Source organism: Streptomyces triticisoli (assembly GCF_003270085.1).
In the GTDB taxonomy this organism is placed as follows: domain Bacteria; phylum Actinomycetota; class Actinomycetes; order Streptomycetales; family Streptomycetaceae; genus Streptomyces; species Streptomyces triticisoli.
On record NZ_QFDQ01000295.1, the window covers coordinates 1 to 12,372 of the forward strand.

Consider the following 12,372-nt stretch of genomic DNA (forward strand, 5'->3'; position numbering starts at 1 on the left):
GGCGCCGGTCGGGTCCGGGTGGCGGGGCCGGCCGCCGCGGACACCGGCGGTCGGCCCCGGTCAGGCCCGTCGGCGCCCGGCGGTGGGCGGTGGGGCGTCATGGGCCGGTGTTCGTGCGCGGCCGGGGCGCGATGTACAGGCGCAGGTCGCCGGATCGGTGGGAGGGCCAGGTGCGGGCGTAGGCGGGTGGGGTGCCGTCGGGGGTGGTGAGGGTGGCCACCGGCATGCGCCGGGCGGTCCGTTCGATGATCGCCCGGGTGGTGTTGGCGTTGTGGCCGTCGGTCGCGGCGGAGCCGCAGCCGGTGTAGAAGGCGATCGGGACGGCGTTCCTGCCGGTGAGCAGGCAGGGCGGGCGTACGCCGAGGCGGTGCAGGTCGGCGGCGGTGCCGGACCAGGCCCGGCGGTCTGCGGTGGTGCGCTGGACGGTGTGGGTGAGGACGGCGTACTGCACGGCCAGGTGTCCGGCGAGGCCGAGGGCGACCAGGGACAGGGCCAGGGGCCTCCACTGGCCGCCGGGTGCCTCGACGAGGTGGACGAGGGCGTCGGCGACCGGGATCGCGAGCAGGGCGTAGGCGGGCTGCAGGAAGCGGGGAGCCGCGTATCCGATCAGGAACAGATAGGGGAAGGCGGCCGTGGCGGCGCAGGCCAGCGCCACCAGGGTGGGCGGGGTCCGCCGGGCGCGCAGGGCCACGGCGAGGCCCAGCAGGGCGAGCAGCGGCAGGACGTACCACCAGGCGGTGATCGCCACGTTGGGCACCGCGCCGGTGCACGGGCGGCACAGGGTTCGTCCGCCCAGGCTGCGCAGTTGGTCGGCCACGGCGAAGTGCCAGCCCAGGCCGCCCTGGATGGCCGAGCCGTCGGACAGCCGCTTCAGCAGGCCGCCGTAGCCGGTGTACGCCTCGATCACCCACTGGGCGGAGCCGGCCGCCAGTCCGGCGAGCAGCGCGGCGAGCGGCGGCAGGCGGCGCTTGAGCACGGCGAGCGCGAGCAGCGGGAGGACGGCCCAGACCGCGTCCATGGGGCGCATCAGCGCCATGAGGGCGGCGCCGCCGGCCAGGCCACACAGTGCGGCGCGGTCGCGTCGGCCGGGCCGTACGCGCAGGAAACAGCCCGCGCAGGTCAGGGCGCCGATGGCGACCCAGTAGTTGGGCATGGCCTGCGGGCCGTAGAACAGCGTCACCCACAGGGAGGCGAACAGGGCGCCGGCGAGGGCCAGGACGCGGGAGGGGAAGGCGTGCCGCCACACGCGCAGGGCCAGGTACAGGGCGAGTCCGGAGAGCACCGCGAGGTAGACGCGCAGCAGCGCGGTGGACGACGACCAAGAGGCGACCGGTGCGACGAGCAGCGGGACGCCGCGGGCGCGCGGGGCGCTGAAGAAGGCGGCCGGTGCGTGCGGGCTGACCTGGCTGACGTAGACGGTCTCGTCCCAGCCGAGGCCCATGCCGGGGCGGACCAGGAGGAGTTGGGCGAGAGTGAAGGCGACGGCCACCGCCGCGACGAGGACGTCGCCGCGGGCCCGGGGGCCGCCGCGTGGGCCGGACAGCGGTCCGGATCGCCGCGTCCCGGCGAGTATGGCGTGCGTACTGTCGGCCATCTCCACCCCTCACCCCTGCACGCATCAGGAACGTCAAAGAGACATCGCGAGAAACAGGGACAAACTATCCCGTGATGTGCCCGCTCGCGGGCGGAACACCACCGAACGCCTGTTTTCCCTACGCGCTGTAAGGTTGAGGGCATGGCTGGCGGTGGGCCTCACGGCAGGACGGAACGGCGCGGCTCGGGCGAGCTGGAGAGCGCGGTCCTCGCCGCTCTGTGGGCCACGGAGCGGCCGCTGACGCCGGCCGAGATCCAGCTGGAGATCGGCGGCGGCCTGGCCTACAACACCGTGCACACCATCCTCAAGCGCCTCTACGACAAGGGCCTGGTGCTGCGCGAGGTGGACGGACGGCGCGGCGCCTACCGGCCCACGAAGAACGCGGCGGAGCTGACCGCGCAGGCGATGCACGACGCCCTGCACCGGGGCCCGGACCCGATCGCCGCCCTGCGGCAGTTCGTGACCGGGCTGAGCCCCGAGCAGGCGCGGGCCCTGCGCGACCTGCTCACCGAAGGCGCCGCCTGACGGCCGCCGCCCGCACCCGGGGGTCAGTGGACGTGGGGCTTGCGGTGCGGGGGCTGTTCCGGGGCGGGCCGGTGTACGGGGGGCGGGACCGGACGGACCTCGGGGGCGTCCGGGCGGAGCGTGACCGGGGCGCCGTGGTGGCGGATCGTCAGGGGCTCCCCGTCCACCAGTGAGTACGTGGCGCTCCGCTGGGTGATCTCCACCCGCAGCCGGCGGCCGCGGAACTGCAGTATGAAGGCGAGGCGGCTGAACTTCTCCGGCAGCCGCGGCGAGAACCGCAGCGTCTCGCCCGCCCTGCGAGTGCCGCCGAACCCGGCCACCAGCGCCATCCAGGTGCCGGCCAGCGACGCGATGTGCAGCCCGTCGCGGGTGTTGTGCTCCAGGTCCTCCAGGTCCATCAGGGCCGCCTCGACCGTGTAGGCGTAGGCGAGCCGCAGATGGCTCGTCTGCGCGGCGATGACGGCCTGGACACACGCCGACAGCGAGGAGTCCCGCACGGTCAGCGGCTCGTAGTAGGCGAAGTTGCGGGCGGTGTGCTCCTCGTCGAACTCGGCGCCGCAGGTGTACATCGCCAGCACCAGGTCGGCCTGCTTGATCACCTGCTTGCGGTACAGGTCGAAGTAGGGGAAGTGCAGCATCAGCGGGTACTGGTCGGCGCGGGTGCCGGCGAAGTCCCAGCGCTGGTAGCGGGTGAAGCCCGCGCTCTGCTCGTGCACCCGCAGTTCGCCGTTGTACGGGATGTTCATCGCCTCGGCGGCGTCCCGCCAGGAGGCGCTCTCCTCGTCGTCGGCGCCGAGGCGTTCGGCCTCCTTCGGGTGGCGTTCGACGAGGTCGGCGGCGGCCAGCAGGTTCCCGCGGGCCATCAGGTTGGTGTACGTGTTGTCGTCGGCGAGCGCGCTGTACTCGTCGGGGCCGGTGACGCCGTCGATGTGGAAGGTGCCGCGGTGGTCGTGGTGGCCGAGCGAGCGCCACAGGCGGGCGGTCTCCACGAGCAGTTCGAGCCCGGTGTCGACTTCGAAGTCCTCGTCGCCGGTCGCCGCGACATGGCGCACCACGGCGCGCGCGATGGCGGCGTTCACATGGAAGGCGGCCGTCCCGGCGGGCCAGTACCCCGACCCTTCCTGGCCCTCGATGGTCCGCCACGGGAACGCGGCGCCGCGCAGACCCAGTTGGGCCGCGCGCTCCCGGGCCGCGGGCAGGGTGTTCTGCCGCCAGCGCAGCGCCTCGGCCACGGCGTCCGGCGAGGTGTAGGTCAGCACGGGCAGCACGAACATCTCGGTGTCCCAGAAGGCGTGCCCGTCGTAGCCGGAGCCGGTCAGCCCCTTGGCCGGGATCGCCCGCTCCTCGGCGCGGGCACCGGCCTGCAGCACGTGGAAGAGGCCGAAGCGGACGGCCTGCTGGATCTCCTCCTCGCCGTCCACCTCGACATCGGAGCGCGCCCAGAAGTCGTCGAGGTAGGCCCGCTGTTCGTCGGCCAGGCCGGTCCAGCCGCTGTGCGCGGCGGCCGCCAGGGCGGCGTCCACCTGGTCGCTCATCGCCGGCAGGGAGCGGGCGCCGGACCAGCCGTGGGCGACGAGCTTCTCCACCCGCAGCTTCCGCCCCGGCTCCAGGACGGAGGCGATCGTCAGGCGGGCCAGGTCGGGGTGGCTCTCGCTGTCGGTGGTGGTGTGCTCGGGGCCGGTGACGACGTGGTCGGCGGCCACGGCCACCCTGAGGCCGCTGTGCCGGGTGCGGTGCACCAGGCGCAGCCGGTGACCGGAGGCGAAGTCCTGCTCCGGCTCCAGCGGGGACCGCAGGGCCGACGCCGTCCGCGGGTCGCCGTCGGACTCGGGCAGCTGCTCGTTGGCCACCAGCTCCGACTGGACGACCACGCGCGCCCGGCAGTCGACCGGCTCCACCTCGTAGGCCACCGCGGCGATGGAGCGCTGGGTGAGGGAGACCATCCGGGTGGCGCGCACCCGGATCCGGGTTCCGGCCGGCGAGCACCACTCGCAGGTCCGCTCCATCACACCGCGGCGCAGGTCGAGGACGCGCTCGTGGGAGATCAGCCGGCCGTAGCGCAGGTCGAACGGCTCGTCGTCGACGAGCAGCCGCAGCACCTTGCCGTTGGTGATGTTGATGATGGTCTGGCCCGACTCGGGGTAGCCGTAGCCGGCCTCCGCGTACGGCAGCGGGTGCACCTCGTACACGCCGTTGAGGTAGGAGCCGGGCAGGCCGTGCGGTTCGCCCTCGTCGAGGTTGCCGCGCCAGCCGACGTGCCCGTTGGACAGCGCGAAGACGGACTCGCTCTGGGCGAGGACGTCGAGGCTGAGTTCCGTCTCGCGCACGGTCCACGGCTCGACGGCGTACGAACGGTGGGTGATCACGCGGCGTCACCCCCCGCGAGGAGGTCGGCGAGGTCCTTGACGACCACGTCGGCGCCGTGCGCGTACAGCGCGTCCCGCTGCCCGGCGCGGTCGACGCCGACGACGTATCCGAAGTGGCCCGAGCGGCCCGCCTCCATGCCGGCCAGCGCGTCCTCGAAGACGGCGGCCCGCCCGGCGTCGGCGCCCAGGTCGTGGGCGGCGGCCAGGAAGGTGTCGGGGTGGGGCTTGCCGGGCAGCTCGCGCTCGCGGGCGACCACTCCGTCGATGCGGACGTCGAAGAGGCCTTCGGCGTCGATGGAGCGCAGCACGGCGCGGGTGTTGGCGCTGGAGGAGACGATCGCGGTCCTCAGGCCCGCGGCCCGGACGGCCTCGATGTAGCGGAGGGTGCCTTCGTACGGTTCCACGCCCTCGGTGCGGATCTTCCGCAGGACGAGTTCGTTCTTGCGGTTGCCGATCCCGTTGACCGTCCGCGCGTCCGGCGGGTCGTCGGGGGTGCCCTCGGGCAGCTGGATGCCGCGGGAGGCGAGGAAGGTGCGCACCCCGTCCGCGCGGGGGCGTCCGTCGACGTACTCGTCGTAGTCGGCGACCGGGTCGAACGGCCGGAAGTCCGCGCCGTCCCGCTCCCGCAGGAACGCGTCGAACGTCTCCTTCCAGGCGGCCGCGTGCACCACGGCCGTCCTGGTGACCACCCCGTCCAGGTCGAAGAGGCAGACGGTGATGTCTTCGGGCAGACCGAGCTGTGTCATGCAGGCGCCTTTCCCCGCGTGGCGGCTTCGAGAGGGTGTCGAGTGCCCCGTCTGACGCTCTTTCCGACCAACGGATGCCCACGGTACGCCAGGATCGGCCGCCGTCCGGGTGCCACACTGTGGCGTGTGGAGCTGACCTTCGACGACCTCCTCACCCGTGCCCGGGCCCTCACCGGGACCGGGCGGCGCGCGCTCCTCGGCATCGCGGGCAGCCCCGGCTCGGGCAAGTCGACCCTGGCCGGGCATCTGGTACGCGCCCTGAACGGCGACGGCGAGCCGTGGGCGGCGTACGTCCCGATGGACGGCTTCCACCTCGCCGACGCCGAACTCGGCCGGCTCGGCCGCCTGGACCGCAAGGGCGCGCCGGACACCTTCGACGCGGCGGGGTACGCGGCGCTGCTGCGCCGGCTGCGCGAGGAGCGGGACGAGACGGTGTACGCGCCCGGGTTCGAACGGGTCCTGGAACAGCCGTTGGCGGGTGCGGTCCCGGTGCCGCCGTCGGCCCGGCTGGTCGTGACGGAGGGCAACTACCTGCTGCTGGGCACCGGTCCCTGGGCGCGGGTGCGGTTCGAACTGGACGAGGTGTGGTTCTGTGAACTCGACGAGTCCGAGCGCGTCCGCCGTCTCGTCGCCCGCCACGAGGAGTTCGGCAAGGCGCACCAGGAGGCGGTGGACTGGGTGCTGGGCACCGACCAGCGCAACGCGGACCTGGTCGCGGCGACCCGGGACCGCGCGGACCTGATCGTGCCGGAGGCGGCCGTGCCGTCCGGCCGGCGCATGGCGTGCCCCCGAGGCGGGTGCAGGGACTGCTGATGGTGCCGGACTCCGCGGTCGCCGAGGTGCAGGGACGGCCGGCCGAGCTGACCGGCTCCGGCCGGCCGGCGAGGTCGGTCACTCGACCACTCTCCAGCAGCGGTGGCCGACCACAAGTGCCCTGTTCACTCCGGGGGTTGGAAACCCTCCGCGCTGACGTGCGGCATGACGCGGCCGGCCACGCGGTAACGGCCGTTGGGCACCTGGCCGGATCGGGCGATGCGCACGGTCAGCGGGCCCGCCCACTCGTAGCCGCGGCGCTCGGCGTGCCGGGCCAGGCTGTCGGTGAGCACCTGGCCCACGTTGCTGCCGCGCCGGGTCAGTTCGTCGTACACGGAGTCGGCGAGTTCGACGTCGTAGGCGTTGGGCACCATGACCCGTCGCCCGCTGACCACGACGGCGTTGGCGTCGCACTCGCGGCGCAGCGCGGCGAGGAGTTCGACCGGTTCCTTGCCGGCGAGCCGCGCCCACAGCGCCTCCCACCGGTTCTCCAGGGCCTGTTCCAGCGCGCTGAGTGCGCTCATGGCGGCCTTCACCCGCCGAAGGGCCGTCCGGGTCATTTCTCCTCGAAGTCGTCGGGGCGGATCTCGGCCTCCTCCATCGCCTCGCGCATTGTGCGGCCGGTGGCGCCCGGCTCCTTCGGCCTGTCCTCCTGCCGGTTCTCCAGCACCTCGTCGGTGGTGTCGGTCTTGGGCCGGTTCTCCTCGGGGACGGTCATGGCGCACTGCTCCTCGTGTGTCGGTGGGGATCTTCTCCTGGCGGCGGGTTCCCCCGCGGGGGGCGCGTATCCATCCGCCCGCCAAAATCCGGAGGGTGTCATTCCGGTTTGCCGGGGCTGCGGAGTCGTGGTCGAACGCGTCGGGCGCGGTCGAACGCGTTCGACGCACCCCCTGGTCATGACGGTGAGTGAGCTATGTTGAACCTCTGTGGGAGACAAAGGAGGCACCCCGGTGCCATCGCCGCAGCAGGCTCGCGCACAGGCGTCCACGATCACCTCGGGGAGGGCGGCGCCGCGGGCTCAGGCCGCCCCGGCGTCCCAGCTCCGAGCGCTCTTCGACGGACCGCACCTGTCTCCCGGGCAGCGCCGCATCGCCCAGTACCTGATCGAGAACATCGCCGAGGCGGCGTTCCTGTCGATCACGGAACTGGCGGACCGGGTCGGCGTCAGCCAGCCGTCGGTGACCCGGTTCGCCGCGGCGGTCGGCTTCAGCGGCTACCCCGCGCTGCGCGAGAAGCTCCAGTCCATCGCGCTGCGGACGCTGGCCGGGGGCCCTGGCGCGGCCGAGGAGGACCGGGGCAACGAACTCCAGGCGGCCGTCGACGCGGAGATCGAGAACCTGGAGAACCTGCGCCGGGACTTCGCCGATCCCGGCCTCGTGATCGACACCGGCCGCAAGCTGTCGCGGTCCGCCCCGCTGACCGTGCTCGGCCTGCGCATCTCGGTGTCGCTCGCCGAGTACTTCGCCTACGCGGCGCGGCGCATCCACCCGGACGTACGGCTGGTGACCCTCGGCGGCAGCGTCGCCTACGACGCGCTGCTGCAGTCCCGTGAGGCCGGCGGCACCTGGGTGCTGGCGTTCTCCCTGCCCCGGCACGCCCACGAGACCCTGGCCGCCGTACGGGTCGCCCGCGACGCCGGGCTCAAGGTGGCCCTGATCACCGACCTGGCGCTCGGGCCGGTCGCCGACGAGGCCGACGTCACCTTCGCCACCGGCACCGGCTCCCGCCTGGTCTTCGACTCCTACGCGGCAGCCGGCGTGATGTGCGCGGCGCTGCTGCAGGCCATGACCGACGCCGACCCCGAGCGGACCCAGGCGCGGCTGGAGGAGTACGAGCAGATCGCCGACCAGCACCAGTTCTTCCTCCGGGACTGACCGGATCCCTGCCTGGTGTCACTCCGGGTGAGAGCCGCCGTTCGGAGCAGACATGAATGTTTTCATACGTCTTGCAAAGTACACGGCATATATAAATACTGCTCACGGATCACGGCCGGTCCACTGCCCGGCACGTGCCACCCCGCACACGGACACCCCGCGCCGCCGTCTCCACCAGTGCCGGCGCACGGGGTGTTCGGCCGGGCATCGCCTGCGCGAGCGCCCGCGGTGGCCCCGGTCATCCCCTAGGCCGGGGCCGCCCCCACCCGTCGGACCACCCTTCTCGACGCCGCACACCCGGAAGCGATGATCATGCCCCTGACGACCACGCGCATCAACCCGGACTGGCCCTGCCAGGTCAAGGCCCCCGGCAGCTACGACTGGGAGCGCTCGGCGGTCAAGTGGCTGCGCGAACTGGTGCCGTCGCGCTACGGCAGCTACCCCGCGCTGATCCGCCATCCGGTGCTGCTCGCCCGCCATGCGCAGATCCAGGTCCAGCAGGAGATCCGGGTGGCCCGCACCGCCCTGCAGACGGCGCGCACCGAGCTGCCCCGGTTCGGCATGCCGGAGTCGGTCATCGAGCACACGATCAAGCTGTACGCGGCGGAGCTGCTGCAGCTGCAGCACATCGCCCGCAGTGTCCGCGCGGTGACCGAGGCGCTCGTGGAGCGCGGCACCCAGCGCTGACCCCTCCGGGCCCACCCGACCGCACCCGGCTCCGGCCGGCACCGCCGCGCGCGGGTCCGGCCGGCACGGCCACGCACGGGCCCCGACCCGCGCAGCCACGGGCAGACTCCAACTCGCATGACCCCGCGCAGACCTCGGCCCGCACAGCCCCCACCCGCCCCCGGCCCGCACAGCCACGCACGGGCCCTGGCCCACAGGGCCCCACGCGCGGCCCCGCGGCCCGCACAGCCACGGGTAGACCCAACCCGCACAAGCCTCACGCAAACCTCGGCCCGCACAGCCCCGCCGGCCTCCAGCCCGCACAACCCCACCCGCCCCCGGCCCCCACAGTCCCACGCGGATCCGGCCCGGCAGCCCGGTGATCCAACCGCATGGTATGTGCGATGCTCGTCGCGTGACCAGCGAACCCGCCTTCCCCGGGGAGTCCGGCGCCGTGCCCGACATGGCGGCGCTGGCCGAGGTGGTGGCCAGACAGCGCGCCGAGCTCGACCGGCTGCAGGATCTGGCGGCGACCTCGGCCGTCCTGGAGCGGGCCAAGGGGGCGCTGATGGCGCTGACCGGCTGCTCCCCGGAGGCCGCGCACGAGGAGCTGGTGCAGCGGTCCAAGGCCGCGAACCGGACGCTGATGGAGGAGTGCCGGCTCACGCTCGGCAGCCTGGTGCCCCCGCTGGACCGGGTCGTCGCACTCTCCCCCGCGCCCGTCTGCACCGCACCGGCCTCCGCCGAGATCCCGCCCGCCGACGCCGGGGCAGCCACCGCGGCCGAGGACAGCGAGGACTCCGCCGTCCTCGCCGTCCTCGGCCGGGCCCTGGCCCGGGCCGGCACCCCCCAGGACCTCGCCCGGTGTCTGCTGGACCACCTGGCCGCACCCGTCGGCGCCGACGCGGTGACGATCTACCGGCAGCTGCCCACCGGCGGCGGCCTGGAGCTGATCGGCCACGCCGGCATCGACGAGACCCTCGCCGGCCAGTGGCGGCACGTGCCGCCGGTCGGCGGGATCGCCGCGCGGGACGCCCTCGGCAGCCACGAGGAGCGCTGGCTGGAGGACGTCGAGGAGGACAGGAAGCGGTACCTGCTGATCGGGGAGGACAGCGACCGGTGGCCCTCCCGCGCCTGGCTGCCCGTGCTCAGCGGGGACTCGGCGGACGTGGCCATGGGTGTGCTGCGCGACCGGCCGGGCGCCTTCACCCCGCGCACCCGGGAGCTGCTGCGCGGCGTGTCCCGGCTGTGCGCCGGCCGGCTGCGTGCCTTCGCCGACCGGCCGGAGCCCGCCGTGGACAGCGCCGCGGGCGGGGTCCACGCCCTGTTCGGGGCCCTTCCGGGCATGACACTGCTGCTCACCCCGGTGCGGTCGCCGTCGGGCGAGGTCGAGGACTACCGCATCGACGCAGCCACCTCGCAGACCGTCGACGTGTTCGGCCGCAGCGGAGACGAACTGGTCGGCCTGCGGGTCCTCGAGTGCTGGCCGGCCGTCGTCCAGGAGCCGCTGTGGCAGGGCTGGCTGGACGCGCTGGCCACCGGGGAGCCCTACGAGAGCGAGCCGTTCGCGCAGCAGGAGTTCGTGAACGGCGGCCAGGAGCTGTCCACGTACTCGGTACGGGCCGCCCGGCTGGGCGACGCCCTGGTGGTCACCGTGGTGCGGCACGGCTCCTCCGACCGGCAGGAGCAGCGCCTGGCGGATCTGCAGCGCCTCGGCCGGCTCGGCTGGGCCACCTGGAACCTGGTCACGCACGAGGCGTCCTGGTCGTCCCAGGTCTACGCACTGTTCGACCGCGACCCCGCGTCCGGCCCGGTCCGCCTGAACGAGCTGCCGGACCTCGCCCTGCCCGAGGACGGGCCCGCGCTCGCCCGGGTCGTGCGGGAACTGCTCGCCGAGGGCAAGCCGTTCGACACGTCCTTCCGGATCGGTACGACGGCCGGGGTACGGCATCTGCGGGCCGTCGCCGAGGCCGTCCCGGACGCCGGGGGCACACCCGTCCAGGTGCACGGCTTCGTGCAGGACCTCACCGCGCAGCGCAGCGCCGAACTCGCCCTGGTCGAGAGCGAGCGGGCGATGCTGGCCCAGCACGGAATCCTGCAGGCCGAGCGCATGCTGGCGGGCCGGCTGCAGCACGCGCTGCTGCCCCTGCCGCGCCGGCCCGTGCGCCGGGCGGGGCTGCTGGTGGACGTGGCCTATCTGCCCGCCCAGTCCGGGATCAACGTCGGCGGTGACTGGTTCAGCACGATCGAACTGCCGGGCGGTGACGCGCTGTTCGTGATAGGTGACGTGGCCGGGCACGGCATCGACGCGGTGGCCACCATGGCCCAGCTCCGCTTCACCGCCAAGGGCATGATCTTCACGGGTTCCTCGCTGACGGGCGCGCTGTCCCGGCTGAACACCCTGCTGATCCACTCCCGCGACACGCACGGCACGGCCACCCTCGTGCTGGCCCGCTACAAGCCGGCCGAGCACCTCCTGCTCTGGGCCCAGGCGGGCCACCTGCCACCGCTGCTGCTGCGCCGGGGCGAGCCCCGCTACCTCGAGCGCCCGCGCGGGGTGCTGCTCGGGGCGAGCAGGAACCCGGTGTTCGAGGAGGCGCGGTGCCGGCTGGAGCCGGGAGACCGGCTGCTGCTCTACACCGACGGCCTGGTCGAGCGGCCCGGCGAGGGCATCCAGCGGGGCCTGGCGCGGCTCGCCGAGGCCGCCTCGGCCCACCGCGCCGACACCCCCGGCTCGCTGGGGCCGCTGCTGGCCACGATGCTGGAGGGCGAACGCCGGGACGACGTCTGCGTCCTGGACATCCGGATGCCCACGCCGCCGGCGTAGGGCGGGTCCGGGCGCAGGTCAGTCGACCGGGTGCCCGGGGGAGATGTCGAGCGCGTCCTGAAGCCGCAGCGACGGCCCGCCGGAGCCGTCCGCGCCGCCCGACTCCACGAGGTCGAGGACGAAACCCACGTGATCGCCCGCGTCCAGGCGCAGCACCACCCGGCCGACGAACCACGCCGGCGCGTCCTGGAGTACGACGGCCCCGCCGCGCCGCTCCGCCCAGCGCACCTCCGTGAACTTGTCCACTCCGTCGTCGCCGGTGCGGCCGCCGAACAGGGCCGCCAGCGCGTGCTGCCGCCGGGTGAGCAGGTGCACGGCGAGGTGGTCGGCGTGCTCGGCCACCCGGAAGGTCCGGTTGGCCTTGGACAGCCACACCACGAACCGCGGCGGCCGGATGGAGCACTGCGAGGCGAACCCGACCAGGCACCCGGCACGCTCCCCGCCCGCCGCGGCCGTCACCACGCACATGTCGGGATTCAGCCGGTCGATGAACGCGTTCTGCCCCGTCATGCCCGTCCCGCTCCGTCCGCCGCAGCCGCTGGGTGGCACCAGCTCAGCACACCCCGGTGACGTCTGCCCCTCTCACCCGCCGCCAAGCGTCGTACGGGACTCCAGGGCGCGGCGGGTGTCGTCGCCGTAGACGCCCGTCTCGTCGCCGCTGATGCCGTACCAGAGCTGGAAACGGGCCACGGCCGCCTTCAGTGTGCTGTCGTAGTGGCCACTGGTGGAGCCGTCGCGGTAGACGTCCGGGACGCGCAGGAGGCGCTGCTGCAGTTCGGTGACGTCCGGGCCGGTGTCGCCCTCGCGCAGGGTGCCCGGGCCGTCCGGGTCGACCGACACGGTGGCGGTGACCGTCGCGGTGGGGGGCACGGCCGGTGCGGCGCCGGCCTCGCCCCTGGCCGGCAGCAGCAGGGCGCAGCCGAAGCCGGTCAGGGCGGCCGCGGCGACGGCCACCGCGACG

12 protein-coding genes are annotated in these 12,372 nt (G+C 73.9%); 5 read left to right on the forward strand and 7 right to left on the reverse strand.

Annotated features, from left to right (window positions below; translation table 11 throughout):
• Nucleotides 1-97 precede the first annotated feature (97 nt).
• The gene (locus DEP02_RS32725) at nucleotides 98-1,594 is read right to left on the reverse strand and encodes a hypothetical protein (protein WP_112471296.1); all 1,497 of its coding nucleotides are present in this window, start codon (nucleotides 1,592-1,594) and stop codon (nucleotides 98-100) included.
• 141 nt (nucleotides 1,595-1,735) lie between these two features.
• Here DEP02_RS32725 and DEP02_RS32730 point away from each other — a divergent pair, with 141 nt between their 5' ends.
• Nucleotides 1,736-2,119: a BlaI/MecI/CopY family transcriptional regulator gene (locus DEP02_RS32730; RefSeq protein ID WP_112471297.1), complete on the forward strand. Its 384-nt coding sequence runs from the start codon at nucleotides 1,736-1,738 to the stop codon at nucleotides 2,117-2,119.
• 23 nt (nucleotides 2,120-2,142) lie between these two features.
• Here the strand turns inward: DEP02_RS32730 and DEP02_RS32735 are convergent, their stop codons facing one another.
• The gene (locus DEP02_RS32735) at nucleotides 2,143-4,485 is read right to left on the reverse strand and encodes a glycoside hydrolase family 65 protein (protein WP_112471298.1); all 2,343 of its coding nucleotides are present in this window, start codon (nucleotides 4,483-4,485) and stop codon (nucleotides 2,143-2,145) included.
• Nucleotides 4,482-5,231, reverse strand: a complete 750-nt coding sequence (locus DEP02_RS32740; protein ID WP_112471299.1) for an HAD family hydrolase — start codon at nucleotides 5,229-5,231, stop codon at nucleotides 4,482-4,484. Before DEP02_RS32740 ends, DEP02_RS32735 begins: the two co-directional genes overlap by 4 nt.
• Nucleotides 5,232-5,357: 126 nt before the next feature.
• Here DEP02_RS32740 and DEP02_RS32745 point away from each other — a divergent pair, with 126 nt between their 5' ends.
• Nucleotides 5,358-6,044: a nucleoside/nucleotide kinase family protein gene (locus DEP02_RS32745; RefSeq protein ID WP_112471300.1), complete on the forward strand. Its 687-nt coding sequence runs from the start codon at nucleotides 5,358-5,360 to the stop codon at nucleotides 6,042-6,044.
• Between the two features lie 125 nt (nucleotides 6,045-6,169).
• Here the strand turns inward: DEP02_RS32745 and DEP02_RS32750 are convergent, their stop codons facing one another.
• Nucleotides 6,170-6,568, reverse strand: coding sequence for a DUF3662 domain-containing protein (locus DEP02_RS32750; protein WP_112471303.1), 399 nt, complete (start codon nucleotides 6,566-6,568; stop codon nucleotides 6,170-6,172).
• 32 nt (nucleotides 6,569-6,600) lie between these two features.
• A complete protein-coding gene (locus tag DEP02_RS34235; RefSeq protein ID WP_198668703.1) occupies nucleotides 6,601-6,762 on the reverse strand; it encodes a hypothetical protein in 162 nt (53 codons plus the stop codon).
• A gap of 232 nt (nucleotides 6,763-6,994) precedes the next feature.
• On the opposite strand from DEP02_RS34235, the gene DEP02_RS32755 reads away from it, so the two are divergent.
• From DEP02_RS32755 to DEP02_RS32765, 3 genes are all read left to right on the forward strand, one after another.
• Nucleotides 6,995-7,918 carry a MurR/RpiR family transcriptional regulator gene (locus tag DEP02_RS32755; protein ID WP_198668704.1) on the forward strand — a complete coding sequence of 308 codons (924 nt, stop codon included), beginning with the start codon at nucleotides 6,995-6,997 and terminating at the stop codon, nucleotides 7,916-7,918.
• A gap of 306 nt (nucleotides 7,919-8,224) precedes the next feature.
• The gene (locus DEP02_RS32760; protein ID WP_198668705.1) at nucleotides 8,225-8,605 is read left to right on the forward strand and encodes a hypothetical protein; all 381 of its coding nucleotides are present in this window, start codon (nucleotides 8,225-8,227) and stop codon (nucleotides 8,603-8,605) included.
• 442 nt (nucleotides 8,606-9,047) lie between these two features.
• Entirely contained in the window at nucleotides 9,048-11,411 is a 2,364-nt protein-coding gene (locus DEP02_RS32765; RefSeq protein ID WP_112471305.1) for a SpoIIE family protein phosphatase, read from the forward strand.
• Between the two features lie 18 nt (nucleotides 11,412-11,429).
• Here DEP02_RS32765 and DEP02_RS32770 read toward each other — a convergent pair whose 3' ends face one another.
• The gene (locus DEP02_RS32770) at nucleotides 11,430-11,921 is read right to left on the reverse strand and encodes a flavin reductase family protein (RefSeq protein WP_112471302.1); all 492 of its coding nucleotides are present in this window, start codon (nucleotides 11,919-11,921) and stop codon (nucleotides 11,430-11,432) included.
• Between the two features lie 72 nt (nucleotides 11,922-11,993).
• Nucleotides 11,994-12,372: peptidoglycan-binding protein (locus DEP02_RS32775; RefSeq protein WP_198668706.1), on the reverse strand; the 379-nt coding region annotated here is incomplete at its 5' end.